25 protein-coding genes and 1 pseudogene are annotated in these 25,085 nt (G+C 67.8%); 10 read left to right on the forward strand and 16 right to left on the reverse strand.

Features of this window, described 5'->3' with window-relative positions; all coding sequences use genetic code 11:
- Nucleotides 1-14: 14 nt before the first annotated feature.
- The 3 genes from AAYO93_RS14275 to nagA (AAYO93_RS14285) are packed head-to-tail and all read left to right on the forward strand — an operon-like array spanning nt 15 to nt 2,868.
- The gene (locus tag AAYO93_RS14275; protein WP_345761837.1) at nt 15-884 is read left to right on the forward strand and encodes a class II fructose-bisphosphate aldolase; all 870 of its coding nucleotides are present in this window, start codon (nt 15-17) and stop codon (nt 882-884) included.
- A complete protein-coding gene (locus tag AAYO93_RS14280; RefSeq protein ID WP_345761838.1) occupies nt 881-1,666 on the forward strand; it encodes a DeoR/GlpR family DNA-binding transcription regulator in 786 nt (261 codons plus the stop codon). Before AAYO93_RS14275 ends, AAYO93_RS14280 begins: the two co-directional genes overlap by 4 nt.
- Nucleotides 1,666-2,868 carry an N-acetylglucosamine-6-phosphate deacetylase gene (gene nagA, locus AAYO93_RS14285; protein WP_345761839.1) on the forward strand — a complete coding sequence of 401 codons (1,203 nt, stop codon included), beginning with the start codon at nt 1,666-1,668 and terminating at the stop codon, nt 2,866-2,868. The genes AAYO93_RS14280 and nagA (AAYO93_RS14285) overlap by 1 nt, the downstream gene beginning before the upstream one ends.
- Here the strand turns inward: nagA (AAYO93_RS14285) and AAYO93_RS14290 are convergent.
- The 5 genes and pseudogenes from AAYO93_RS14290 to AAYO93_RS14310 all read right to left on the reverse strand — a co-directional run.
- Nucleotides 2,844-4,004, reverse strand: a pseudogene (locus AAYO93_RS14290) (MFS transporter); the annotation flags it as partial. The gene nagA (AAYO93_RS14285) and the pseudogene AAYO93_RS14290 sit on opposite strands and share 25 nt — an antisense overlap.
- 124 nt (nt 4,005-4,128) lie before the next feature.
- Complete coding sequence (locus tag AAYO93_RS14295; RefSeq protein WP_345761840.1) at nt 4,129-5,082, reverse strand: PfkB family carbohydrate kinase; 954 nt, start codon at nt 5,080-5,082, stop codon at nt 4,129-4,131.
- A 5-nt stretch (nt 5,083-5,087) separates the two neighbouring features.
- Nucleotides 5,088-6,089, reverse strand: a complete 1,002-nt coding sequence (locus AAYO93_RS14300) for an ADP-ribosylglycohydrolase family protein (RefSeq protein WP_345761841.1) — start codon at nt 6,087-6,089, stop codon at nt 5,088-5,090.
- Entirely contained in the window at nt 6,086-6,664 is a 579-nt protein-coding gene (locus AAYO93_RS14305) for a cysteine hydrolase family protein (RefSeq protein WP_345761842.1), read from the reverse strand. Before AAYO93_RS14305 ends, AAYO93_RS14300 begins: the two co-directional genes overlap by 4 nt.
- Nucleotides 6,661-8,202, reverse strand: a complete 1,542-nt coding sequence (locus AAYO93_RS14310; protein ID WP_345761843.1) for a purine-cytosine permease family protein — start codon at nt 8,200-8,202, stop codon at nt 6,661-6,663. Before AAYO93_RS14310 ends, AAYO93_RS14305 begins: the two co-directional genes overlap by 4 nt.
- 114 nt (nt 8,203-8,316) lie before the next feature.
- On the opposite strand from AAYO93_RS14310, the gene purU reads away from it, so the two are divergent.
- Genes purU through nagA (AAYO93_RS14325) form a run of 3 tightly spaced genes read left to right on the forward strand, consistent with a single transcriptional unit; the run spans nt 8,317 to nt 10,734 of the window.
- The gene (gene purU, locus AAYO93_RS14315; protein WP_345761844.1) at nt 8,317-9,189 is read left to right on the forward strand and encodes a formyltetrahydrofolate deformylase; all 873 of its coding nucleotides are present in this window, start codon (nt 8,317-8,319) and stop codon (nt 9,187-9,189) included.
- A gap of 34 nt (nt 9,190-9,223) precedes the next feature.
- Nucleotides 9,224-9,577 (forward strand): YrdB family protein, encoded by a 354-nt coding sequence (locus AAYO93_RS14320; protein ID WP_345761845.1) that lies wholly within the window; start codon nt 9,224-9,226, stop codon nt 9,575-9,577.
- Entirely contained in the window at nt 9,574-10,734 is a 1,161-nt protein-coding gene (nagA, locus tag AAYO93_RS14325) for an N-acetylglucosamine-6-phosphate deacetylase (RefSeq protein WP_345761846.1), read from the forward strand. The genes AAYO93_RS14320 and nagA (AAYO93_RS14325) overlap by 4 nt, the downstream gene beginning before the upstream one ends.
- An 86-nt stretch (nt 10,735-10,820) precedes the next feature.
- On the opposite strand, the gene AAYO93_RS14330 is transcribed toward nagA (AAYO93_RS14325), so the two are convergent.
- The 7 genes from AAYO93_RS14330 to AAYO93_RS14360 form a co-directional block, all read right to left on the reverse strand.
- Nucleotides 10,821-11,606: a glucosamine-6-phosphate deaminase gene (locus AAYO93_RS14330; RefSeq protein ID WP_345761847.1), complete on the reverse strand. Its 786-nt coding sequence runs from the start codon at nt 11,604-11,606 to the stop codon at nt 10,821-10,823.
- Complete coding sequence (locus AAYO93_RS14335; protein WP_345761848.1) at nt 11,607-12,503, reverse strand: ROK family protein; 897 nt, start codon at nt 12,501-12,503, stop codon at nt 11,607-11,609.
- A complete protein-coding gene (gene nagZ, locus AAYO93_RS14340; RefSeq protein WP_345761849.1) occupies nt 12,500-14,056 on the reverse strand; it encodes a beta-N-acetylhexosaminidase in 1,557 nt (518 codons plus the stop codon). Before nagZ ends, AAYO93_RS14335 begins: the two co-directional genes overlap by 4 nt.
- The gene (locus tag AAYO93_RS14345) at nt 14,053-14,973 is read right to left on the reverse strand and encodes a carbohydrate ABC transporter permease (RefSeq protein WP_345761850.1); all 921 of its coding nucleotides are present in this window, start codon (nt 14,971-14,973) and stop codon (nt 14,053-14,055) included. Before AAYO93_RS14345 ends, nagZ begins: the two co-directional genes overlap by 4 nt.
- On the reverse strand, nt 14,970-15,917 hold the full coding sequence (locus AAYO93_RS14350) for a carbohydrate ABC transporter permease (RefSeq protein WP_345761851.1): 948 nt from the start codon (nt 15,915-15,917) through the stop codon (nt 14,970-14,972). Before AAYO93_RS14350 ends, AAYO93_RS14345 begins: the two co-directional genes overlap by 4 nt.
- A gap of 95 nt (nt 15,918-16,012) precedes the next feature.
- Nucleotides 16,013-17,353, reverse strand: coding sequence for an extracellular solute-binding protein (locus AAYO93_RS14355; protein WP_345761852.1), 1,341 nt, complete (start codon nt 17,351-17,353; stop codon nt 16,013-16,015).
- Nucleotides 17,354-17,448: 95 nt separating this feature from the next.
- Nucleotides 17,449-18,642 (reverse strand): ROK family transcriptional regulator, encoded by a 1,194-nt coding sequence (locus tag AAYO93_RS14360; RefSeq protein ID WP_434056644.1) that lies wholly within the window; start codon nt 18,640-18,642, stop codon nt 17,449-17,451.
- Nucleotides 18,643-18,807: 165 nt separating this feature from the next.
- Between AAYO93_RS14360 and AAYO93_RS14365 the strand changes: the two genes are divergently transcribed.
- Nucleotides 18,808-19,281 (forward strand): hypothetical protein, encoded by a 474-nt coding sequence (locus AAYO93_RS14365; RefSeq protein WP_345761853.1) that lies wholly within the window; start codon nt 18,808-18,810, stop codon nt 19,279-19,281.
- 98 nt (nt 19,282-19,379) lie between these two features.
- Here AAYO93_RS14365 and AAYO93_RS14370 read toward each other — a convergent pair whose 3' ends face one another.
- Nucleotides 19,380-20,594: an NADP-dependent isocitrate dehydrogenase gene (locus AAYO93_RS14370; protein ID WP_345761854.1), complete on the reverse strand. Its 1,215-nt coding sequence runs from the start codon at nt 20,592-20,594 to the stop codon at nt 19,380-19,382.
- A 180-nt stretch (nt 20,595-20,774) separates the two neighbouring features.
- On the opposite strand from AAYO93_RS14370, the gene AAYO93_RS14375 reads away from it, so the two are divergent.
- The 3 genes from AAYO93_RS14375 (at nt 20,775) to AAYO93_RS14385 (ending at nt 22,083) form a co-directional block, all read left to right on the forward strand.
- Nucleotides 20,775-21,227, forward strand: coding sequence for a GNAT family N-acetyltransferase (locus tag AAYO93_RS14375; RefSeq protein ID WP_345761855.1), 453 nt, complete (start codon nt 20,775-20,777; stop codon nt 21,225-21,227).
- Between the two features lie 23 nt (nt 21,228-21,250).
- Nucleotides 21,251-21,562: an MGMT family protein gene (locus AAYO93_RS14380; RefSeq protein ID WP_345761856.1), complete on the forward strand. Its 312-nt coding sequence runs from the start codon at nt 21,251-21,253 to the stop codon at nt 21,560-21,562.
- Nucleotides 21,563-21,660: 98 nt separating this feature from the next.
- A complete protein-coding gene (locus AAYO93_RS14385) occupies nt 21,661-22,083 on the forward strand; it encodes a hypothetical protein (RefSeq protein WP_345761857.1) in 423 nt (140 codons plus the stop codon).
- A 12-nt stretch (nt 22,084-22,095) separates the two neighbouring features.
- Here the strand turns inward: AAYO93_RS14385 and AAYO93_RS14390 are convergent, their stop codons facing one another.
- From AAYO93_RS14390 to AAYO93_RS14400, 3 genes are read right to left on the reverse strand one after another with little or no spacing between them, the layout of a single operon-like run.
- Nucleotides 22,096-23,883: a sensor histidine kinase gene (locus tag AAYO93_RS14390; protein ID WP_345761858.1), complete on the reverse strand. Its 1,788-nt coding sequence runs from the start codon at nt 23,881-23,883 to the stop codon at nt 22,096-22,098.
- 10 nt (nt 23,884-23,893) lie between these two features.
- The gene (locus AAYO93_RS14395; RefSeq protein WP_345761859.1) at nt 23,894-24,556 is read right to left on the reverse strand and encodes a response regulator transcription factor; all 663 of its coding nucleotides are present in this window, start codon (nt 24,554-24,556) and stop codon (nt 23,894-23,896) included.
- A 29-nt stretch (nt 24,557-24,585) separates the two neighbouring features.
- Nucleotides 24,586-24,933 (reverse strand): response regulator, encoded by a 348-nt coding sequence (locus tag AAYO93_RS14400; RefSeq protein WP_345761860.1) that lies wholly within the window; start codon nt 24,931-24,933, stop codon nt 24,586-24,588.
- Nucleotides 24,934-25,085: the final 152 nt, after the last annotated feature.

Below are 25,085 nucleotides of genomic sequence, written 5' to 3' on the forward strand. Positions count from 1 at the left end.
ACCCCAGGAGTCCCATGCCACTCGTTCCGACCAGGGAGCTCGTCCTCGCAGCCGCCGCGCGACGGACGGGCATCGGCGCCTTCAATGTGATCCATCTGGAAACGGCGGAGGCGCTCGTCAGCGGTGCCGAGCAGGCGCATGCACCGGTCATCCTCCAGATCTCGCAGAACTGCGTGGCCTATCACGGTGGTCTCGAGCCGATCGCGCGAGCTGTGCTGTCCGCGGCGCATCGCTCGTCGGCCCACGTCGCTGTCCATCTCGACCACGCCGAGGACGAAGACCTGGCCCGCCAGGCCATCGACCTCGGCTTCGGTTCGGTCATGTTCGACGGATCGACCCTCGACTACGAGGCGAACGTGGAGGCGACCGTCGGGGTCGTCGAATACGCGCACGCGAACGACGCGTTCGTCGAAGCCGAGCTCGGCGCGATCGGCGGCAAGGGCACCGCACATGCTCCCGGCGTGCGCACGGACCCGCGCGAGGCCCGAAGGTTCGTGGACGAGACCGGGGTCGACGCACTGGCCGTCGCTGTCGGCTCGTCGCACGCGATGACGCGGCGCACAGCTGCACTCGACCTCGACCTGATCGCCGCGATCCATGCCGCCGCGCATGTTCCCCTCGTGTTGCACGGCTCGTCCGGCGTTCCGGATGAGACGATCGTCGAGGCGATCCGTGCCGGTATGACCAAGATCAACGTCTCCACCCACCTCAACGGGTTCTTCACCAACGCGGTACGCGCTTACCTGGCCGCGCATCCCGAAGCGGTCGACTCGCGCCGTTACGTCGGCGCGGGCCGCGAGGCGCTGGCGGCCGAAGCGGCGCGCCTGATCACTGTGTTCTCCTCCGGTCCCCGTGCCGGAGCACCCGAGGGAGTCACCGCATGAACAGGGCCGAGCGGCTGAACGCCGTGCTCGATCTTCTCGCCGAGACCGGACAGGTCGAGGTCGACGACATCATCACCAAGCTCGACGTCTCGGCCGCGACCGCTCGACGCGACCTGGACACGCTGGCGAGCCAGCAGCTCCTCACCCGCACCCGAGGCGGTGCGATCGGCCAGTCGGTCGCCTACGATCTCCCCATCCGGTACAAACGGGAACAGCACGCCCCGGAGAAGCTGCGGATCGCGCTGGCCGCCAGCGCTCTGGTGCCGCGCGGGGCTGTGGTGGGCCTGTGCGGCGGGACGACGAGCACGGCGGTCGCGAGCGTCCTCGCCGCGCGGGCCGACCTCATGGAGCCGTCGCCGCATCCGAACCTCACCGTGGTCACCAACGCGATCAACATCGCCGCACAGCTCGTCATGCGGCCCCAGATCAAGACCGTCGTCACCGGCGGGGTGGTGCATGCACGGTCGTACGAGCTGGTCGGACCGTACAGCGACGTCGTGCTCGAGAAGATCACGATGGACATCGCGTTCATCGGGGTCAACGGCATCGACCCGATCGTCGGCGCCACCGTGCACGACGAAGGCGAAGCGAGCGTGAACTCGCTGATGGCCAAGCGCGCGACCCGCGCGGTCATCGTCGCGGACTCGAGCAAGATCGGGCGTACCGCCTTCGCCACGCTGAGTGGCCCGCGTGTCCTGAGCACGCTCATCACCGACAGCGGGATCACCGACGAGCAGCGCGCCGCGTTCGCCGAGCACGGCATCGAAGTCATCGTCGCCTGATGGGAGATCCGATCCTCATCCATTCGGCGCGCATCGTCACCGACGGTGTCGTCACCGACGACGGCTGGGTGCATTTCGACGGTTCGACGATCTCCGCGACCGGTTCCGGAGATTCGTGGCGCTCAGCGCTCGGCGGCCACACGGCCGACATCGTCGACGCCCGCGGCGCCTGGCTGACGCCCGGGTTCATCGACATCCACAACCATGGCGGGGCGGGAGTGTCGTTCGATGACGGCGACGAAGCGATCCGCGCGGCCATGGCGATGCACAGCGGTCACGGCACCACGCGATTCGTGGTGTCCCTCGTCACCGCGCCTCTTGCGGCGCTGGAACGCAGGCTCGCGACGGTCGCCGAACTGGCCCGCACAAATCCTCTCGTCCTCGGCAGCCACCTGGAAGGGCCTTTCCTCGATCACGGGCACAAGGGCGCCCACGACCCGGCACTGCTCGTCCACGCGGACCCCGATTCCCTCGAGCGCGTGCTGGCCGCGGCAGCCGGTACATTGCGCCAGATCACCCTCGCCCCCGAGCTCGACGGCGGAATGGCCGCGGTCCGCCGCTTCACGGATGCCGGCGTGGCCGTCGCCGTCGGACACACCGGAGCCGACTTCGCTCAGACCCTGGCAGCGTTCGACGCCGGTGCGAGCATCCTGACGCATGCCTTCAACGGCATGGACGGCATCCACCACCGCGCGCCCGGCCCGGTCGCCGCAGCGACGCGCACCCCGGGCGTCACGATCGAGATCATCAACGACGGCATCCACGTGCATCCGGAGGTCGTGCGTCTCACCTTCGCCGGGGCGCCCGGACGCGTCGCTCTCGTGTCGGATGCGATGGCCGCAGCAGGGTCGGGTGACGGTGACTACGTGCTCGGCTCCCTGGCCGTCACGGTTCGCGACGGCGTCGCACGTCTCGCCGTCGGCGACTCGATCGCAGGCTCCACCCTCACCCTCGACGCCGCGCTGCGCCGTGCGGTCGCCGAGGTCGGCATCCCTGTCGGCGAGGCCGTGGATGCGCTGACCCGGATACCTGCGCGCGCCGTGGGGCGCAGCCACGATCTCGGCAGGCTGGCCGCCGGTTACGCGGCGGACGCGGTGCTTCTCGACGACGCCTTCGGAGTGCTCGCGGTGTGGGCGGACGGGCGGGTCATCCGTCCGACCACCAGCACGAGCACGAACGACACGACCAGGATGCCGATGTAGACCAGCGGCAGCTCCGTCACGCCGCCCAGGTCGAAGATCCAGGCTCCCACGAGGGCGCCGCCGCCGATGCCGATGTTGAACGCCGTCGTGTAGAGGGCGCTCGCGGTGTCACGGAAACCGGCAGACGAGGTGTGGAGCAGCCGGGTCTGGAGCAGCGGAGGAAGCGTTCCGAAGGCCAGCCCCCAGAGCACGAACGCCCCGATGGCGACGATCGGCTGCCCGGCGAAGACCGAGAGGACCGAGACGGAGACCGCCGTGACCACGATGGCCAGGATGAGGCCCGCCTGCGGGCGTGGGCCGAGCACCGAGCCCGCGAGGACCAGCCCCACGGCGCCCGCGATGCCGTAGGCGAAGAGCAGGGCGCTGACGTTGCCGGCCGGGACACCCATGACGTCGGTCATGAACGGCACGACGAAGGTGTAGAAGCTGTAGTGGCCGATCATTGTCACCGCGGCGATGGAACAGACCATTATGACTGCAGGAACCGTGCGGTCGCGCGGTCTGCGCGGCGCACCGCGCTCCCGCCTGGGCGGTGCTTCGTCGCGTTCGACCGCGGGAAGGAAACGCCAGACCAGCAGTGCGCCGACGACCATGAGGCCGGCGAGGATTCCGAACGACAACCGCCACCCGAAGGCATGGCCGGCGAACGTCCCGAGCGGAACACCGAAGACGAAGGCGAGAGTCCCGCCGCCGAGCGTGATCGAGACGGCGCGGCCGATCTGGTCCTTGGGCACGAGGTGACCGGCGTAGGCACCGACGATCGCCCAGAACATGCCGTGCGCGACGCCGCCGAGCACACGGGAGCCGACGACGAACCCGTAGGTGGGCGCGATCGCCGTGAGCGCGTTGCTCAGCGCGAGCACGAGAATGATCCCCACGATCATCCCGTGGCGCGGCAGTCTACGGGTCAGGGCGGTGAGGGGCGTGCTGGTCAGGACTACCGTGAAGGCGAAGACGGTGACGAGGAGCCCGATCTGGGCCTCGGAGACGCCGAGCGACGCGCTCATGTCGGGGAGCAGACCGGTCGGCATCATCTCGCTGCTGACCGACAGGAAGACGGCCCCGGCGAGCACGATGAGACCGACCCAGGGGAAGGGGGTCGAGGTTCTGGACGGTGATTTTTCGGTGACAGACATGACGTTACTGGCTCACGAATGGCGTTCCCCGCACGATGCGGCGCTGCCGCTGCAGATCGCCGATGCGGGTCGACTGCGCGCCGATGTGCGCGCCCAGGGCCGGACAGGAACCGCCGACCGTTCCCTAGTTTAGCGGATGGGCCGCCAGGAACCCTTCGAGATTCATCGCAGTCGGCGAGGTGGCCGGGCCCCTGGCTCCTACGGCGAGCGCGGCGGCGGCGTTCGCACGGCGTGCTGCCGCGGTGGGCGCAGTGCCGGAAGCGAGGGACGCGAGGAACGCTCCGATGTGCGCATCCCCTGCGCCGTTGGTGTCGACGGCGTCCACCTCGAATCCCGGGATCTCCTGCACGGCTACGGCCTGGCCGGATGCCTCGCGCAGCGCCACGAGACAGCCTCGCGCGCCCAGCCGCACCACGACGCCCACCGCTCGGTCCGCGGCGCCGGCCGTGAGCATCCTGGCCGCTTCGAGCGCATCCACCGCGCTTGTCGCCGCACGCGCTTCGGCCTCGTTGCCGCTCCACCAGTCGGCCCGCGCCAGTACGGCTTCGCGGATGCCGGGGTCGATCCGGTCGCCGAGCGGTCCCGGGTCGAACAGCACGATACATGACGCGGGCAGACCGGCGAGCCAGCCGGCGATCGCGCCCCGGTTCGGCTCCCTCAGCAGTCCGTAGCCCGACACGTGCACCGCATCCGACGGCCGCACCCGGATCGACTCGAGCATCTCCCGGGTGAGCCGTGCCTCGGCGCCGACGGCGGTGATGAACGTGCGTTCGCCGTCCGCGTCGGTGAGTGCCACATCCCAACCCGTGTCCTCGTCGTCGACCGGCGGCAGCAGTACGTCGACACCCTCAGCGGCGAGGGATGCGCGCACCAACGCGCCGAACGGCCCGGATCCGTGCGCACCCGCGTACGCGCTCGCCAGTCCCAGCCGTCGCGCGGCGGCCAGCACGTTGAAGCTTCCTCCCGCGCTGAGCCCCGGGCCGGTCGCGACCACGTCGCCCCCGGGAGCCGGCAGAGCGGGAACGGTCGCGAGGATGTCGACGACCACGTTCCCGACGCTGATAAGGCGCGTGAACACCTCCCTCACCGCAGTTCGAGCAGCGCGGCGGCAAGGTCGCGGAACTCGGTCGCGCCGAAACTGTTGACCTCGAGAACGGTGCGGCGGGCCTGGTGGGGAAACCCGTCGACCCCGCGCAATGCGCCTCCGATCGCTCCCGCCATCGCGCCGATCGTGTCCGAATCCCCGCCGAGCGATGCCGCCGCCAGGCAGGCGAGCCACGGGTCGCCGTCATGGAGCGCAAGCAGGCCGAATGCCGCGGGCACCGACTCCTGGGTGGCGAGCGATGTGCCGATCAGTTCATAGATGTCGCGCTCACCGCGAGCGATGTCGTCGGTGGAGCCCAAAGCCACGGCGACGCCGATCCTCCGCGCGACGTCACCGGCGGCGACCCAGTGGCCACGCGACGAGCCTTCCCGCGCGGCGTCGCCGGCGACCGCGGCCGCCTGCTCGAAGGTGGCGCCCTCGATACCCGCGCTGACGGCAGCCGCGACGGCCGCCGCGCCCGAGAGGGCCACCCCTGTGTTGTGGGTGACCGCGCTCGCTGCGACCACGGCGTCGACCAGTCGCGGGATGCTGTCGAAGTCGTTCGCGATCCCCACCGCTGCGATCCGCATCGCGGCACCGTTCGTCGCGCCGAACCTCCCGGACTCCGTCACGGGTGTGCCCGATGCGACGGCCTCGACCGCTGCCTTCGTCGACGGTCCGAGCAGGTCGTGGGATCCGCGGGCCCGCATCCCGTCCTCCCACTCGACCAGTTCGGCGGCGAGATGCCGGGCGTCGATCGCGCCGCGACGTGCGACCAGGTGGCGGGCGAGCATGAGGGCGAGCTCGGTGTCGTCGGTCACGGAGCCTGCGCGCAATCCGTGGGCGAGCGGATGCGCAGGGTCGGGCGCCTCGAACGTCGTGATGGCGCCCCACCGCTGGGCGACCGCCTGTCTCGACAGCTGCTGGGTCGGCATCCCCAGCGCGTCACCGATCGCCAGCCCGATCAGCGCACCCTCGGCCCGCTCGAGGATGCTGGTCACGCGGAAGACCCGGTCACAGCATCCACGACCGCAGCCACGGCCGTGATCTCGATCAGCGGAGCGTAGAGGGCCATCGCATCCAGCGCCCGCTGGTGGTCGAGATCGGAGAGGCCCGCGCACGCGTCGGCCGCCACCCGCACGTGCACACCGGCGTCCGCTGCCGCCAGGGCGGTGGACAGGACGCAGCAATCCGTCGACACACCGGCCAGCACGATCTCGCGGCTCCCCTCGATCGCACGGTCGAGCTCAGGTCCCCACTTGCCGAACGTCGTCGCCGATACCACGGGGTTGCCCACGATGCCGGCCGATGGCACCAGGTCGTACAGCGGATCGTCCGTCGGGACGAGCGCGAACGGCCAGAGGTCGTAGTACGGCACCCACGCATCCTCCGGAGTCTCCGGCGCCACGAAGCGTGTGCGCACGATGCGGCGCCCGAAAGCAGGGGCGAGCCGCTCGATACCGGCGGCCGCCTCCGCGAAGCGCGGCGTGAACCATGCGCTCTCCGGCTGGCCGAAGATGCGCTGCATGTCGATGACGACCAGCCAGGGCCCCGCCGGCCCTCGGGTCTCGCTCATGCGCCGTCGGCCGCCGTCGCCTGAGCGCTGTCGGCCGCTGCGATCGAGCCGGGATCGGTGTTCGTCGGAAGCTCCTCCTGGCGGCGGATGGTGCGGCGGCCGAAGATGATCACGCCCAGGTAGCCGACCACCAGCGCGACCAGGACGCCGAGATTGGCGAACGCCCAGTCGCCCTCTTTGCCGCCCAGCCCGAGCGGCCCGAGCAGGTAACCCTGCCAGCCCAGCCAGCTCGCGTACGTGTTGGTGACGAGGCCCCAGCCGAGGACCGTTCCGATGAGGATGAGCGAGATGGACAGCCACCGGACGCTCCCGTATCGTCCCCGGCTGTCGTACAACTCCTTCTCGGCGTAGTCGCGCTTGCGCAGGCTGATGTCGGCGATGAATGCACCGCACCAGGCCGCGATCGGAACGCCGAGGGTGATGAGGAAGCCCTGGAACGGGCCGATGAAGTCGCTCGCGACGAACACGACGTAGATCGCGCCCAGGGTCATCAGGATCCCGTCGATCCCCGCCGCCACGAACCGCGGCACCCGGACACCCGCGCTGAGCATGGCGAGCCCCGACGAGTAGATGTCGAGCACGGCGCCGCCGACCAGGCCCAGCACTGCGACGATGACGAAGGGGACCAGGAACCAGATCGGGAGGATGGACGCCAGCGCGCCGATCGGGTCCATGCCGATCGCGGTGCTCAGCTTCTCCGACGATCCGGCGAGCAGGATTCCGAAGATGAGGAGGATGACCGGGGCCAGCGACGATCCGAAGGTGGTCCACCCGACGACCCCGGAGCTCTTGGCGCTGCGTGGGAGGTAGCGGGAATAGTCGGCGGCCGCATTCACCCAGCCGAGTCCGAAACCGGTCAGCATGAACACGAAGCCGCCGATGACGTGAGGCGCCGTGCCTGCGGGAAGCGCTGCGACCGCGCCGAGGTCGATGTGCCCGAGGACCAGGATGATGTAGACCACGGTCAGGACGCCTGTGACGATCGTGATCACCCTCTGCATGCGCATGATCAGGTTGAAGCCGATCACGCCTCCCGCGATGATCAGGGCCGCGACGACGATGAGCGCGACGACCTTGGTCGCCACTCCCCCCTCCCAGCCCAGCTGGGTGAAGACCGTCGCGGTCGCCAGCACGGCGAGCGCCGTCAGCACCGTCTCCCAGCCGACCGTGAGGAGCCAGGAGAGCACGGAGACCAGGCGGTTTCCGTTGACGCCGAACACCGCGCGGCTCAGTACCATCGTCGGCGCGGATCCCCGCTTGCCAGCAAGGGCGATGAACCCGCAGAGCAGGAACGAGATGACGATGCCGACGACGCCGACGATCGTCGCCTGCCAGAACGAGATCCCGAACCCGAGCAGGAACGAGCCGTAGCTGAGGCCGAAAACCGAGACGTTCGCGCCGAACCACGGCCAGAACAGATCGCGGGGGCGCCCCTTGCGCTCGCTCTCGTGGATCGTGTTCAGCCCGTTCAGCTCGACGCCGAAGCTCTGGGCTGCGCCGCCGACCACGTCGGGGCGATCCTCGTCCAGTGCGGTCATGATCGCATCACCTCTCCCACTGTGCCGGGACAGCCGTGTGTCCCGATGAACGCGATCATATTGCCGTCCGCGCCCGGGATCGAGGGTGGAGCGTAAAGCCGATACCCTGAGCGGGTGAGTTCTGCGACCTCCTTCACGCTGCCCAACCACTGGGTGCTGACGCTGATCTGCGCCGATCGCCCCGGCATCGTGCACGCGATCAGCGGCGCGATCGTCGCCGCGAGGGGCAACATCACCGAGAGCCAGCAGTTCGCGAGCCTCGACACCGGCCGGTTCTTCATGCGCCTGCAGGTGGAGTCCGATGCGACGCGGGAGGAGTTCGAGCGCGCACTCGACCCGGTCATCGACAGTTATGGGATGGTCGCCCGCCTCGACAACGTGGGGCGCCCCCTGCGCACCCTGGTCCTGGTCTCGACCGCCGCACACTGCCTCAACGACCTGCTCTTCCGCCAGCGCGCCGGCCAGCTGCCCGTCGAGATCCCGCTCGTGCTCTCGAACCACGGCACTCTGCGCGACCTGGCCGGGTTCTACGGCACCCCGTTCGAGTCCCTTCCGGTGACGGATGCTGCGGGCCGGGACGAATTCGAGGCACGCGTCCTCGAAGCGGTCGAGGAGCACGACATCGAACTCGTCGTCCTCGCGCGGTATATGCAGATCCTCTCGCCGGGTCTCTGCGAGAAGCTCGCCGGCCGGGCCATCAACATCCATCACTCGTTCCTCCCCGGTTTCAAGGGTGCGAACCCATACCGGCAGGCGCACGCCCGCGGCGTGAAACTGATCGGCGCGACGGCGCACTTCGTGACGAGCGACCTCGACGAAGGTCCGATCATCGAACAGAACGTCGTGCGTGTCGACCATTCCCGGAGCGTCGCCGAGCTCGTCGCGATCGGGCAGGACGAGGAGAGCCGCACCCTCACTCAGGCCGTCAAATGGTTCGCAGAGGCTCGGGTTCTCCTCGATGGAGCGCGCACGATCATCTTCCGCTGATCTGCCGGATACATGCTCGCCGTAGAATTGGCGCGTGACTGATGTGCGCCCTGAAGTGAAGATCGGCCCCAACGACGTCCTGAGGTTCCTCCTCGAACTGTTCGCCGTGTTCTCGCTCGCGTTCTGGGGCTTCGTCGCGTGGCCCTTCCCCTGGAACCTCGTCGTGGGCATTCTGGCGCCGGCGATCGCGATCGTGTTGTGGGCGTTGTTCCGTTCTCCGAAGGCCGTCTTCGCGATCGACCCGTTCGGGCGCGCGGTCGTCGAGATCGTCGTCATGGCGAGCGCAGCCCTCGCGTGGCTGGGGCTCGGCCAGCCGATCGTGGCCGGTGTCTTCGCCGTCGTCGCGACGGTCAGTGGCGTCATCAACGGTCGTAAGGAGTTCACATGAGCCCATCGGATGCACGGCCGCAACTGATCCACAGCGCCCGCAAGCTCGACACCGACGGTCTCGTCGACGACTTCTGGATGCTCACCGAGGGCGACAGCATCGCCCTCACCGGCAAAGGAACCGGCTGGCGCCCGTACGTGGACGGGGTGGAGGTCGTCGACGCGGGCGGCCACTGGCTGACCCCCGGGTTCATCGACCTGCATTGCCACGGCGGTGGAGGGCACCCCTTCGACGACGGCCCCGAGGAGATGCTCGAAGGCCTCGCAACCCATCGCGCGCACGGCACCACCCGGTCACTGGTCAGTCATGTCGCCAACCCGCTCGCCCAGCTTCGCGAGAGCCTGTCGATCGTCGCAGACCTCGCCGCGGTGGACCCTCTTGTGCTCGGCTCGCACCTGGAGGGACCGTTCCTCGCCGTAGAGCGCCGCGGCGCCCATGACGCGGCGTTCCTCCGCGATCCCGGCCCCGAGATGCTCGAAGAGCTTGTCGGTGCTGCGCGCGGGACGCTCCGCCAGTTCACGATCGCACCCGAGCTTCCCAACGCCCTCGAATCGATCGGCGTCCTGCTCGAAGCCGGCGTTGTGGTCTCGATCGGTCACACCGCGGCCGATTACGACCAGGCCAAGCGCGCGTTCGATATCGGGGCGCGCATCCTGACCCACACTTTCAATGCCATGAACGGCATCCACCACCGCGACCCTGGTCCGATCATCGCTGCATTCGAAGACGACAGCATCACGCTCGAGCTCATCCTCGACGGGCTCCACGTGCATCCGCGGGTCGCCGACCTCGTGTTCACGGCCGCTCCGGGCCGGGTCGCCCTCATCACGGATGCGATGGCGGCCGCCGGCGCCGCAGACGGGAACTACCGCCTCGGCTCGCTCAACGTGACCGTCAACCACGGGCTCGCGGTGCTGTCGGGCACGTCGACCATCGCCGGTTCGACGCTCACGCTCGACGTCGCCCTGCGCAACGCCGTCACCCTCGTCGGACTCGACCCGCGCATCGCCGTCGAAGCGCTCACGCTCACGCCGGCACGTGCCCTCGGGGTCGAACACCGGTTCGGGCGCCTGCACGCCGGCTATGCCGCCGACGCCGTGCTCCTCGACCACGACTGGACCGTCCGCCGCGTCTGGGCCGCCGGCCTCCCCCTCTGACGACCCCCTTCGCCGAGCACAGGAAAAAGCACCTCAAAACTCGATCTTTAGCGAGCCTTTTCCTGTGCTCGCGACGGATGCCCGGGTCAGAGGTGCTGCCAGGCGGGTTTGTTCAGCCAGGCGTAGCGGTAGTAGTCGAGGTTGCGCAGACCACTCGCCGCGGGTGCGTCGACCAGTACGGTGGCGTGCGGGTGCAGCTGGATGGCCGAGCCCGGGTTGCTGGTGGAGACGGGGCCTTCGACGGCGCCGGCCACCGCATCCGCCTTGCCCGCGCCGAAGGCGAGCAGGATGAGGTGGCGCGCCCGCAGGATCGTCCCGAGGCCCTGCGTGATGCAGTGCACCGGCACATCCGCTTCGGACGAGAAGAACCGTGCGTTGTCGCGCCGCGTCTGCTCGGTCAGCGTCTTCACGCGGGTCAGCGACGCGAACGACGACCCCGGCTCGTTGAAACCGAGGTGGCCGTCGGTGCCGATTCCGAGGATCTGCACATCCACACCGCCGGCGGCCACGATCGCGCTCTCGTAGTCCGTGCCGGCGTGCTCGATCCCGTCGAGCGCCCCATTCGGGACGTGGATGCGCGACGGGTCGAGACCGAGCGGCTCGACGACCTCGCGGGTGATCACCGAACGGTAGCTCTCGGGATGCCCTGCCGGAAGTCCGACGTACTCGTCGAGTGCGAACCCGCGGACCTGCGAGACGTCGACAGCTTCCGAAGCGACCTTCGCGGCGAGCGCGCGGTACAGGGCGAGCGGGGTCGACCCGGTCGCGAGTCCGAGGACGGCGTCAGGAGTCGACCGGATGAGCTTCACGATGGACTGCGCGGCGAGGTCGCCAGCCGCATCCTGGTCTTCGACGACGACGACTTCAGCCACTCACACCACTCCCACCAGGGCCGCGCCGACGGCAGCGGCCGGAAAACCTTCCGGGACCAGACGGACCCGGCCGGGGAGCTCGAGCGACGCCAGGAACGGCGACGATCCACCCCACGACTCGAGAACGCTGTGCACCTCGTAGAGCAGCCGGTCGCCGAGATGGCTGAGGCCGCCCCCGATGACGACCGACTCGACGTCGGCCGTGAGCACCAGGACCCGCACCGCGGATGCGATGCCTGAGGCCAGCCTAGCCTTGATGGCTTTCGCTTCGGGGTCGCCCTCGGCCGCCGCGGTGAACAGTGCGCGAACGGGTAGCGGATCGTCGGTGCGCCACTGTCGTGCGACACCCGAACCCGATGCGACGGTCTCGAGGCAGCCCCGCTGACCGCACGCGCAGATCGCTCCGTTCGGGTCGACGGGGATGTGCCCGATCTCGCCGGCGATCCCCCGGGATCCGCGCCACAGCTCGCCGTCCACGACGATGCCCGCAGCGAGGCCCGTCCCGAGGTTGAGGTACGCCATCGAACCGGTGAGGCCCATCAGGTGGTAAGCGCCGAGTGCCGCCGCTTTCACGTCGTTCTCGACGCGTACTCCGACGCCGAGCCTTCCGGCGAGCTCCCCACCGAGCTCGAGACCGTCGAACCCGAGGTTCACCGCGTGCCGGACACGACCGGACGCGCTGTCGACCAGTCCGGGGATCCCGATGCCGATCGAATCGAATCCCCCGGCAGTCAGGCCGGTCAGCTCCGCGATCCGCGCGACGGCGTTCACCGCTGTCTCTACGACCGCGGTCGAGCCGAAACCGGTGGCGAGGCGGATGCGCTGGGTCAGCAGGCCGCCCTCATCGATGGCAACCGCATCCGTCTTCGTCCCACCGATGTCGATCCCGAGTCTCACGACCCTGATCCGGACAAGTAGTGCATGAGCGCCCGGCCGATCAGGCGCGAGGCGCCGAAGGTCGCGATGTCGGCGTACTGCCGGTCGTCCGACGGCCACCCCATGTCGATGACGAGTACCGACCGGCGTTCGGCACGCAGCCGGTCGATCGCTTCGCGCGCGAAGGCGTGACGATGGTTGTCCTTGCCGATCACCAGGACGGGCGACCGGGCTGCGAGGACGAGATCGGGGTCGTCGCCCTCGGTGAAGACGACGAGCGGGTTGGCCGCGAATTCCTTGGCGGCGGGCGACCCCGGGTCGGTGAGGAGTTCGGCGAACGGACCCCACGGAGCGATCCCGACGGCGATGTTCGCGATTGTGTCGATGCGGACCACCGAGCACGGTCCGCTGAGACCACCCACCCATTCCCTCGCCGCATCCGACACGTCGAAAGCAGCGATCGCGCGGGCGAGCTCCAGCTGCGGCTCGTCTTCGGCGGTCACGAAGTCGGGGATCGCGATCTCCGCGCGATCGACCGCGAGCTGCGCGGCCAGTTCGAGCACGCGACCGGAGGCCTGGCTCACGCGCGCAGGATCGAGCCGCCGCGAGCTGATCGCGTCGAGGATCCGCGTCTCGATCGCCGCGAGTTGCGCATCCGTGTTCTCGGTTCCGATGCACAGCAGGTCGCAGCCGGCAGCCAGCGCGAGCACGGCCGCCTCAGGGATGCCGACGTCGCCGCTGGCGCCCTTCATGTCGAGCGCGTCGCTGATGATCACGCCGTCGAATCCGAGCTCGTCGCGGAGGAGGCCCTGGAGGACGGCGGCGCTCAGCGTCGCCGGGTTCTCCGGATCGATCTGCGGCAGCAGGATGTGCGAGGTCATGATCGTGCGCGCGCCCGCCGCGATGACGGCCGCGAACGGCTTCAGCTCGCGCTCACGCAGCTCGTCGAGGCTCACGTCGACGACAGGCAGCGCCAGGTGCGAGTCCTGCGCGGTGTCGCCGTGGCCGGGGAAGTGCTTGGCGCTGACCGCGATCCCCGCCGACTGCAGGCCACGGGTCCAAGCCGCACTGTGCTCTGCCACGATCTCCGGGGTCGATCCGAAGCTGCGGACGCCGATGACCGGGTTGTCCGCGTTCGAGTTGATGTCCACATCCGGGGCGAAGTTCAGATTGCAGCCGGCGAGGCGCAGTTCCCAGCCCACGAGGCGGCCCACGAACTCGGTGTACGAGAGGTCGCCGAGGCGGCCGAGCACAGCGTTGCCCGGGTAGGGTGACCCCGTGTCGTAGTAGAGGCGGGTGACGTCCCCGCCCTCCTCGTCGATCGCGATGATGGCGTTCGGGTTGGCCTCGTAGATCGAATCGGTGAGCTCGCGCAGCTGCGCCCGGGAGACGATATTCGGCCCGAAGATGCAGACCCCGCCCAGACCGTCACGGAGCCGCTCGTCCAGCCACTCGGGCAACGTCGTTCCGACGAAACCGGGCAGGAGCGTCGCCGCGACCTGGCTGCGGAGCCGGTCCGTTCGTTCGGGGGAGTCAGGGGTCTGGGTCAGTTCGGCGACGGGCGACCCGCTCACCCCTTCACCGCCCCACTGACGAGCCCGCTGGTCATCCGGCCCTGGACGAACAGGAAGAAGATGATGACCGGCACGGCGACGAGGGTGGATGCGGCCATGACCTGGCCCCAGTCGATGGCGTGACTCGAGCTCTGCTGGATGAACCCGCGCAACCAGAGCGGAAGCGTCTGGCTGGCATTGTCCGGCAGAATGACGAGCGCGACAGTGAACTCGTTCCACGCCTGGAGGAAGGCGTAGACACCGGAGGCGACGAGCCCGGGTGCGAGGAGCGGGAAGGTGATCCGCATGAACGCCTGGGTGCGGCTGAGCCCGTCGACCATCGCCGCCTCCTCGAGGTCGGCGGGGATGCCGGCGACGAAGCCGCGCAGCATCCAGATCGTGAACGGGACCACGGCGGCGATATAGAGGACGCTCACCCCGACGATCGTGTTCAGGAGGTTCAGGCTGCTCATCATCTTGTACTGGGCGATGAAGAGCCCTTCTGCGGGGAGCATCTGGATGAGAAGCACCGCGAGCACGAACGACGTGCGACCGCGGAACTTGAACCGGCTGATCGCAAGTGCCGCGAGGAAGGCGAAGATCAGGCAGAACACGACCGTGAGCACAGCGATCGCCAGGCTCATGCCCAGCGCCGGAAGGAAGGTTCCGCCCTGGAACACCGCGGCGAAGTTGTCGAAGGTTCCGCCGAACGGGAGGAACTGCGGTGTCGTGTTCTGCAGCACCACGTTCGACAGCAGAGACGAGTTCACCATCCAGTAGACCGGGAAGATCCAGATGAGCGAGAGCACGACACCGAGGATGCCGAGCAGCACACGTGAGGGCTTGAATTTACGTGATCCGGAACGCCTGTGTGTGCTACCGACTTCCACGATCGGGGCGCTGGGCGCCTCGATCGTCGTCGATGTCGCTGATGTCATGACTGGTCCTCCTTGAGCATGTTCCGCACGTAGAACCAGCTGAGGGCGATCGTGAGCGCGAGTACGAAGATCGAGACGGCGCTCGCCATCGCGAAGTCGCTCGAGCCGACGCCGAGCTGGTAGATGTACGTTCCGAGCAGGTTGGTCTCGCTGGCGATCGAACCCTTGTCCTGGAGGAGCTTGATCTGAGTGAACACCCGCAGGTCCCAGATGATCTGGAGCAGCATCACGATGCCGAGTACCGGCCGGATCATGGGAAGGATGATGAACCGGAGCCGCTGGAATCCGCGCGCCCCATCCATCTGCGCGGCCTCGAGCACCTCGCTGGACACCTGTGTCAGGCCGGCGAACACGGAGAAGGCGACGAACGGGACGCTCATCCAGACGACGATGACCATCGCCACGAAGAAGAACGACAGCGGTTCCTGAAGCCAGTTGTGGTTGGTGTAATCGAACCCGGCGGCGGTGAGTAGCCAGTTGATGACTCCGCGGCGCCAGTCGAACAGCCAGTTCCAGACGGTCATGGCGGCGACGACGGGCATGGCCCAGGCGAGCAGCAGGCTGATCTGGACGATGATGCGTACGACAGCGTTGACGGCGTTCATCAGGAGGGCGAACAGCACACCGACGACCACGGTGACGGATGCGGTCACCAGGCAGAATGCGATCGAACGGGCGACGACGATCCAGGTATAGGGGTCCGAGAACAGTGTGATGTAGTTCTGGAACCAGACGAAGGGAGCCGGTCGGCCGAACTGCTGGGCCAGACCGAAGCTCTGGGTCGAGGTGACGAGCTGCCATACGAGTGGGTAGCCGAGGGCGAGCACGAGGATCGCGACGGAAGGGACCAGCAGCCAGTAGGCGGTGAGGCTGCGCCTGCGGCGCGGGGGCTTCGTCTGCGGCCGTGCGACTTTGCCCGTCACGGCGTTCTGTGTGGTTGTCACGTCTGTCCTCCTTCCAGGTGTTTCTTGTGGAGCAGGGTTTGGGAGCGCGGGGACGCCGCGCTCCCAAACCTACTGAGGGGGTCGATGCAGAACGACTACTTCTTGTTCAGCATCGGGGTGATCTTCGCGTCGTACTGCTGGGCCAGGGCCTTCAGGTCGGACGCGTCACGGATCTTCGAGAAGAACTCCTCCATGACGTTGCCGGCCTCGACCGACGCCCATCCGGGAGCGGCCGGGGTCAGCTTGGAGTTCGACGACGAAGCGATCAGGGCCTTAGCGAACTGGTCGTCGCCGAGCGAGTCGACGTACTTGCTGTTCGCCGGTCCCAGGCCGTTCTTGCCGAGCATCTCCTGGTAGGTCTTCGAGAACATGATCTTCAGGAGGGTCTTGGACAGGCCGGGGTTCTTGCTCTTGGCCGAGATTCCGATGTTGGAGCCACCGGCGAAGACCGGGGCCGGCTTGCCGTCGTTGCCCGGGAGCACGAAGGTTCCGAAGGTGTTGTCGTTCCACGTGCGAACGGTCTTGCCGTCCTTGGTGGATGCGTCACCGAGGGACCAGTGCGCCCAGCCCGGAGCCATGATGGTGGCCGCGGAGAGCGAGGTCGGCGTGGTGCTGTTGTCGGCGTTGGTGCTCACGTCGCTGTCGTTCAGGTAGATGTACTGGTTGCTGTCCTTGGCGTCGTTCGGCGCCTTGGATGCGTTCTTGTACAGGTCCTGCAGCTGCTGGAGACCCTTCAGCGACTTGTCGGACTCGAGCGTGGCGGTCCACTTGCCGCCCTTCTCGGTCGCGATGTCACCACCGTTGGCGAAGATCCACGAGATGCCGTCGCGCCAGTCCTGGCCGCCGAGGTAGAAGCCCGAGAAGTCCTTGATGGCCTTCGGGTTCTTCTGCGCGATGGTGGCGACGTCCTGGTTGAACTCGTCGAGCGTGGTCGGGACGGTGACGCCCGCAGCGGACCAGACGTCCTTGCGGTAGAACATGTAGCGCGAACCGAAGTAGTACGGCAGCGTGTAGTTCTTGCCGCCGACCTTGCCGGCGTCGACGAACGACTGCAGCAGGTCGGATCCACCCAGCTCCTTGTACATGTCGGAGATGTCGAGGAACGCGCCGACGTTGGTGAACGTCGGGGACTGCGTGTTGCCCATCTCGGTCACGTCGGGAGTGTTGTTCGCATCGGGCAGGGCGGTCGTCAGCTTGGTGACGATGTCGCTCCAGTCCTGCTGCTCGATCTTGAGGGTGGCGCCGGTCTCCTTCTTGAACTCGTCCTTCAGGTAGGTGCGAAGGGGGTCGGGAGTGTCTGCGCCGACGAGCCACAGGGTGACCGTCTTGCCCTTTCCGTCCGTGCTCGGTGCGCCTCCGGGAGCGGCGGAGCAACCTACGAGCACGAGAGCGGAAGCTGTTGCCACAGCGGCGAGGCCAACGAGCTTTCTCTTCATTGCTTTTCCTTTCTTGGGTGGTCGATGTGTGCGTTTGCCACATCGTTGGTGCGAGGGGTCGGTCCTGGCTGGTTCCGGTTCTGGGCGTTGCTGTGTTACGAGACCCCGAGTTGTCCTGAGAGGACGAGAACGGCCGCGCCGCGCAGGAGGATGTCCTGCCCCTGCGTGGTCATCCGCAGCGTGAGATTGCCGTGGAATTCGGCCATCGTCCTGTTGCGGAGCGTTTCGATGGTCGCCTGGGCGAGCGGGCCATCAAGCAGTTCGGTCGGGCCGCTCAGGACGATCTCGGAGAGATTGAGCGCGCCGACGACGGGGGCGAGGGCGATGCCGAGGCGCTGCCCCGCCTCCCGCAGAATGGGTCCGGCCGAGCCGCCCGCGGCTTCCGCTTCATGGATGCGCTGCTCGAGCAGCGGCACGGCGAGCCAGTGTTCGAGCACCTGGTCGCGGTTGTAGGTGACTTCGAGTCCGAGGTCGGTTCCGACCATGACCTGGCCGATCTCGCCCGCGGCGAAACGGCTTCCGTAGACGAGGGCTCCGGCGACGAGGAGCCCGGCACCGACGCCGTGCCCGATGGTCACGAGCATCATGTCGCCGGCGGCGTCACCGTAACCGTGCTCGGCGAGGACGGCTACGTTCGCGTCGTTGGCCACGACCACCGGCAGTCCGGTCCGGGCATGGAGGGTGTCCTGCAGGCGCTCGTCGACCCAGCCGAGGTTGGGGGCGGTGAGCACGGTTCCGGAGAGGTCCACGACACCGGGCGACCCGACGCCGATGCCGAGGATGGGAGCGGTGGCGAGTGCGACGAGCTGGTCAGTGAGGGCGACGACCTTTGCCGTGGCCTCGGCGCCCGTGCTGGCCGCCAGCGGGATCTCTGCGCGTTCGAGGATCTGGCCGTCGAGGTCGAGCACGGCGCCGCGGAAGGTCGTGTGCTCGCTGAGGTCGATGCCGATGATCTGGTACGCACTGCGGTTGATGTCGAGCAGAACGGCCGGCTTGCCCGGCCGGGCCGATTCGCGCTGACCCAGTTCGACGACGAGTCCCTCGTTGAGGAGTTCCGCAACCAGGTCGGATATCGTGACGCGCGTGAGGCCGGTTTCGCGGGCGATATCCGCTCGGCTTCGTTCACCTGCGCGGTAGAGCGTCTGCAGTACGAGCGAGCGGTTGTGGCTCCGTGCATGCTCGGGGAGGACCTTCGCCTTCGGACGCAGCGCCCGGCCCGGCGCCATGCCGGTGGCCAGTTGCGCGTGGGAGGTCTCCAGTGTTGAAGTCCCTCGCTCCGATGCGGTCATGTTTGTTAGTAAAGCTTACGAACAAAATATTCGCAAGCTGTCGACGCCGATTTTCCCTGTGTTTACCAACTCGTAACAAACACGTCTTCCGGTCCATTCGATTCGCCGGTCCGGCCCTCTAGAGTCGAACGGCTGCCATCGCGGCAGCGACGTGAAAGGACTCGGATGCCAACCCCACAACTCCGCATCACCGCGGCAATCGCTGCCGCCGCCGGACTCGCCCTGCTGCTCGCCGGATGCGGCGGGACAGCGCAGGCGGCACCCAAGACTCCCAAGGCCACCCATTCGGCCGTAGCTTCCGCGCAGACCAAAGGAGAGGCCTGTGACATCCTGGCGACCGCGTACAAGACGCTCAGCGATCTCAACTCGCCCGCGAACGTCGCGGCCATGAAGGCCGACCCGGCGAAGGCGCTCGCAAACCTCAAGACGCTGAAGTCGACCGTCTCCGACGCGGCGGACAAGGTCAGCGAGCCGACGGTCAAGAAGTCCGCAGACTCGGTCACGAAGACGGTGACGGTCTACGTGAACGACATCGTCGCGATCGCCTCGCACCCCGTGGGCGCCGACACGTCGAAGCTCGGCAAGGAGATCGGCGACCTGTCGACGTCGCTCATCGCCGTCGGCAAGACCTGCAGCTGACGCGAACGCCTAGGGCGATCGGCGCACCAGCTGTGTCCCAGCGCACTGGGTCTACCACGTGCGGCGGGACACAGCTGGTGCGGTGACCAAGAACGGGACTAGCCCAGGCGCGCCTGCAGGTTCTCCGCCAGCGACGCGAGGAACTCCTCGGTCGTCTGGTACGGCTGCTCGGGTCCGACGAGCAGTGCCAGGTCCTTCGTCATCTTGCCGGACTCGACCGTCTTGATCACGACGTCCTCGAGGGTGTGCGTGAAGTCGATCAGGTCCTGGTTGCCGTCGAGGTGTCCACGGTGCGCCAGCCCACGGGTCCACGCGTAGATCGAGGCGATCGGGTTGGTCGAGGTCGGCTTGCCGGCCTGGTGCTGACGGTAGTGACGCGTCACGGTCCCGTGCGCGGCCTCCGCCTCGACGACCTTGCCGTCGGGGGTGGTGAGCACGCTCGTCATGAGGCCGAGCGAGCCGAAGCCCTGCGCGACGGTGTCGGACTGCACGTCGCCGTCGTAGTTCTTGCAAGCCCAGACGTAGCCGCCCTCCCACTTGAGGCTGGAGGCGACCATGTCGTCGATGAGGCGGTGCTCGTAGGTGAGTCCTGCATCCGCGAACTTCGCCGCGTACTCGGCGTCGAAGACCTCCTGGAACAGGTCCTTGAAGCGGCCGTCGTAGGCCTTCAGGATCGTGTTCTTGGTCGACAGGTACACCGGGTAGTTGCGGTCGAGGCCGTAGTTGAACGACGCGCGCGCGAAGTCGCGGATCGACGCATCCTGGTTGTACATGGCGAGGGCGACACCGGCGCCGGGCGCCTGGTAGACCTCGAACGACTTGGCCTCGCCGCCGTCGGACGGCTGGAAGCTGATCGAGAGGGTGCCGGGGCCGTCGAAGGTGAAGTCGGTCGCACGGTACTGGTCGCCGAAGGCGTGACGGCCGATGACGATGGGCTTGTTCCAGCCCGGGACCAGACGCGGGATGTTCGAGATGATGATCGGCTCGCGGAAGACGACGCCGCCGAGGATGTTACGGATCGTCCCGTTCGGGCTCTTCCACATCTTCTTCAGGCCGAACTCTTCGACGCGCGCCTCATCGGGCGTGATCGTCGCGCACTTCACGCCGACACCGTGGCGCTGGATGGCGTGCGCCGCGTCGATCGTGATCTGGTCGTCGGTCTCGTCGCGCTTCTGGATCGACAGGTCGTAGTACTCGAGGTTCACATCGAGGTACGGGTGGATGAGCGAATCTTTGATGGACTGCCAGATGATGCGAGTCATCTCGTCGCCGTCGAGCTCGACGACGGTGCCTTCAACCTTGATCTTTGCCAATGGGTCTCCTCAAGTCTGTGCCGTGTTTTGGCCACGAACAGCTTACCCGAGCCAGGCAACTATCTTGACGTCGAGACAAATCTGCTGCCCGCTTTGTGTTCGCCCTGAGTGAGGAATGCATCCGCTGTCAGCGGAATTGCCGACTATGCCGGGATCGGCCGCGCACGTTACCCTTTCGTTATGGCTGAGTTGAGACTTGAAGAGCTGAACGCGTCGAACATCGTCGCGGCGAACGCATTGAGCCTGAAGCCCGGTCAGGAGCAGTTCATCACCCCTGTCTCCTACTCGGCCGCGGCCGCGGTGAACGATCCGGCGACCACCTGGCAGCGCGTGGTGAGCGACGGCGACGACGTCGTGGGCTTCGTCATGGGCAGTTTCGACGCGAACGCGGAGCACGAGGAGTTCACCTCGATCCTCTGGCGCATCAACGTCGACGCCGACGACCAGGGCCGGGGTATCGGCACCTTCGCGGTGGAGGCTCTCGCCGGTGAAGCGCGCGCCCGCGGCAAGGATCGTCTCTTCGTCATCTGGGAACAGGGCGAACTCGGCCCCGAGGCGTTCTTCGTCCGAAGCGGTTTCAAGCCGATCGGTGAGACCCAGTACGGCGAGACCATCGGCGCGCTCGACCTCTGACCGGCCGCGACCGGCCCGAAACGGTGCAACCCGACCAGACGTTCGCCGAGCACGTGCTCTCGATCGTCGAGACCATCCCGCCCGGCCACGTCATGACCTACGGCGATATCGCTGCGACCCTCGGATCGCGGGGGGCGCGCGTCGTAGGGCAGGTGATGGCCTATTACGGAGCGGATGTGCCCTGGTGGCGCGTCATCCGCGCGAGCGGGCATCCGCCGATGGGACACGAGCAGATCGCACTCGAGTACTATCGCGCAGAGTCGACACCGCTTCTCGGGGTCGGCTCCGACGCCGGCTACCGCGTCGACCTCCGCGTCGCGCGCTGGCGCCCGTGAGCGATGTCATCCCCTAGGTTGGGAACATCGATACCGCAGGCTGATGATTCCCACAGCCGCGACCACGAGACTGGAGTACCGACCTTTCAGGAGCCTCAGTGAAATCAGCCAGGATCGCCATCGCATCCGTCGCGAGCGCGCTGCTCGTCGCCACGCTCGGCGGATGCTCGGCCCTCCAGTCGCTCTCCCCCAGCGTGTCGAGCGACATCTTCGCTTCGAAGAGCGATTTCACCACCGCGGCCACAGCCGCGTTCGGTTCACCGGGCTGGCTTCCGGACGACGCCACGACCATCCGGGTGGACTTCCAGACCAATGGGAGCGACGCCATCCTCACGTACACGTCGAAGAAGCACTTCGCACCCGGCACCTGCACGGCGAGCGCGCCGGTTCCGAAACCGCCCATCCAGGACTCCTGGTGGCCGGTCGACACTGTCGCCAAGACGGCCGTCTCGTGCACCGGCGGCTGGCGCGCGTTCGTGATCGGCGATCAGGTCTACGCGGCCAAGGGCCAACCGTCCTGAGTCCGTCCGCGGCTACGAATCCGTGACCGGCACAGGCGCGGCGTGCACCGGAATGGTGAGTTCGATGATCGTGCCGAGGCCGGAGACACTCTTCGTGTCGAAGTGACCGTCGACGGCTTCGACCCGGTCACGCACGCCGCCCAGTCCGCCGCCCGGGGTGACCACCGCTCCGCCGTGGCCGTCGTCCTTCACGACGACGGACACGGTCCCACCCGACCGCGTCACGGTCACGCTGCAGTTGCGTGCTTCGGCGTGCTTCGCCGCGTTGGTGAGGCATTCGGCGACGACGAAGTAGATCGTCTCCTCGACCACGTCCGGCAGTCTCTCATCGAACGCCACCGTCACCTCGACGGGAACGTGGCTGCGCAGCGCCAGCTCGGACAGTGCCGATCGCAGGTCGCCATCGGTCAGGACGGTGGGATGGATGCCGCGGGCGAGTTCACGCAGCTCGCGCAGTGCCTCCGCCAGCTGGGCTGAGGACCGCTCGAGGTCTCCCGCCACCTCCGCGTTACCGGCCTCCTGCGCCTTGGACGTGGCGATCCGGAGCCCGATCGCCAGCGAGACCAGGAGCTGTTGCGACCCGTCGTGCAGATCACGCTCCAGCCGTCGCCGGGCGTTGTAGCCTTCCTCGACGATGCGCAGGCGGGACTCGCGGACCTCCTGGAGCGTGCGTTCCAGCCTGGCGCGAAGCCGGTCGTTGTCGACCGACAGCAGCAGGGCCGATGACACGGCGTCGAGAAGCCGGGTGTCCTCGCTGAGCGCCACGTCGTGCTCGATCAGCGCGATCGGGTCGTCTTCCGCACCGATCGCCAGGGTCGACCGTCCCGGGCGCACCGCCGGCAGGTCGTGCGGCATCGGCTCGCCGTCGGAGGTCTCGTAGCCGCGGCTGTGCTCATCCCACCAGTAGACGCGCAGCGACGTGTCCCGCAGCGAGTCGGCGAGGCTCTTCTCCCAGAGCCCGCGATCGACTTTGTCGCGGGCGACGATGACCAGGTCCGCGACGCGCGAACGGAGACCGCGGGTGTACATGACGCCGGCGATGAAGCTGATCGGCACGAGCGCGATCGCGAATGGCGGGACGAACTCGAACGGCTCGGGGACCTGCAGGCCGAAGATGTAGCCGATGGCGTCCTGCACCGACGCATACGCCCACAGCAACAGGGCGACCGGCATGATGAACGCGACCCGACGGGCGGGCAGCGTGCTCCCGAACCAGCGGATCGCCAGGCGCACGGCCACCGTCACGATCAGCGACACGCCGATCACGCGCCAGGCGGCGCCGAGCACGCGGTCGACATCGGCGTTGGGGAAGACGGCGAAGAAGTTGGGCACACATCCGCAGTCGTTCGCCGCCGGAGCATAGACCAGGAGGATTCCGACGAACCGGATGGTGAACAGCCCGAGCGCCGCGATCACGAGCCCGCGGTCGAAGCGGGAGACGAGGCGGCCCGACGGGTAGCAGAGGGCGAGGATGCCGACCAGCACGGCCCAGAGGTCGGTAACCCCGGACACGACCGGCCACACCCATCCGACCGAGCGCGCGATCGGGCCCCAGGACCCTGCCGACCAGAAGATCGAGGCGCCGACCATCAGCCAGCCGGGCGACGGGCGCGGAACGATACGCCAGGCGATGGGCGCGCAGACCGCGTAGACAAGGCCGACGACGACGAACGTGGTGTCCCAGCCGACGCCGTGCGGGCGATCGCCGTAGTCGTTGGCGATCAGACCGGCGAGCTGGCCGCCCGCGTTGCCCGCGACAGCGATCGCAACCGCGATCCCGCGGACCCAGTGGCGCGCCATCCGCTCCCCCTCAGGCCCCGCGGCCGAGGTAGCGCAGCACGGCGAGGACCCGCCGGTGTCCCTCCGCAGAATCCTCGACGTCGAGTTTCGACATGATGTGCCCGATGTGGGTCTCGACGGTGCGCAGACTCAGGTGGAGTGCGGATGCGATGCCCTGGTTCGACCGGCCCTCGGCCATCAGGGTGAGAACGTCTCGCTCGCGTTCCGAGAGCGAGCCGAGGGCGTCGCCGGACACGCGGCCGGCGACCAGTGCGGCGACGACCTCGCTATCGACGACCGAGCCGCCCGAAGCGACGGTGCGCACAGCGCGCACGAGGGTGTCGGCGTCGGCGACACGGTCCTTGAGCAGGTAGCCGGTACCGCTTCCGGCGCTCATCGCCCGGATCGCGTACGTCGCGGTCGTGTACATCGACAGGAGGAGCACGCCGACAGTCGAACCGCGGTGCCGGAGTTCCTCGAGCGCGCGGAGACCCTCGTCGGTGTGCGTGGGCGGCATCTTGATGTCGAGCACGACCGCATCCAGTGAGTCGTCCACCTCGGTGAGTGCGAGCAGTTCCTCGGCCGACCCGACGGAGGCGACGACCTCGATGCCGCCGGAGCGCAGGATCTGGCCGATCCCTTCACGGAGCAGGACGGCGTCGTCCGCGATCGCCACCCTCACGACGTCGGTCACCCGGCCCCCCTTCGTGGCACCACCATCGGTCACCCCAGAACGTTGCGTATCGCGTCGCCGGTGAGTTCGCCTTTGTTGATGAACCCTTCGGCGCCGCTGTCCTCCACCCGTGTGCCGTAGTCGCGCAACGCCCGGCTCGAGGTGAGCACGACGGCGGCGCCCGACTCGTGGAGCGCAGGAACGAGGTCGAATCCGATCGTATCGGGAAGTCCGATGTCGAGGAGCACGAAATCCGGGTTCAGCTGCCGGGCGAGTTCGAGACCCCCGACTCCCGTGGCTGCTGCCCCGACGACGGTGAACTTCTCGAGCTGAAGCAGCTCCCTGGCCTGCTCACGGAATCGCGCGTGGTCGTCGACGATCACAACGCGCAGGTTCATGCATCGATTCTTCGCCACCGGCACCGACCCGCGCATCCGAGCTAGCACGCATCTGCAATGGGGTGATCGCTCCGATGCCCGGCAGCCCGGACAGGAGCAACATCGATTGTGCGCCGACCAGAACCCGAGGGATCACCTGCGTGGCCCGACAC

It is taken from the genome of Diaminobutyricibacter sp. McL0608, assembly GCF_039613825.1.
GTDB lineage: Bacteria > Actinomycetota > Actinomycetes > Actinomycetales > Microbacteriaceae > Diaminobutyricibacter.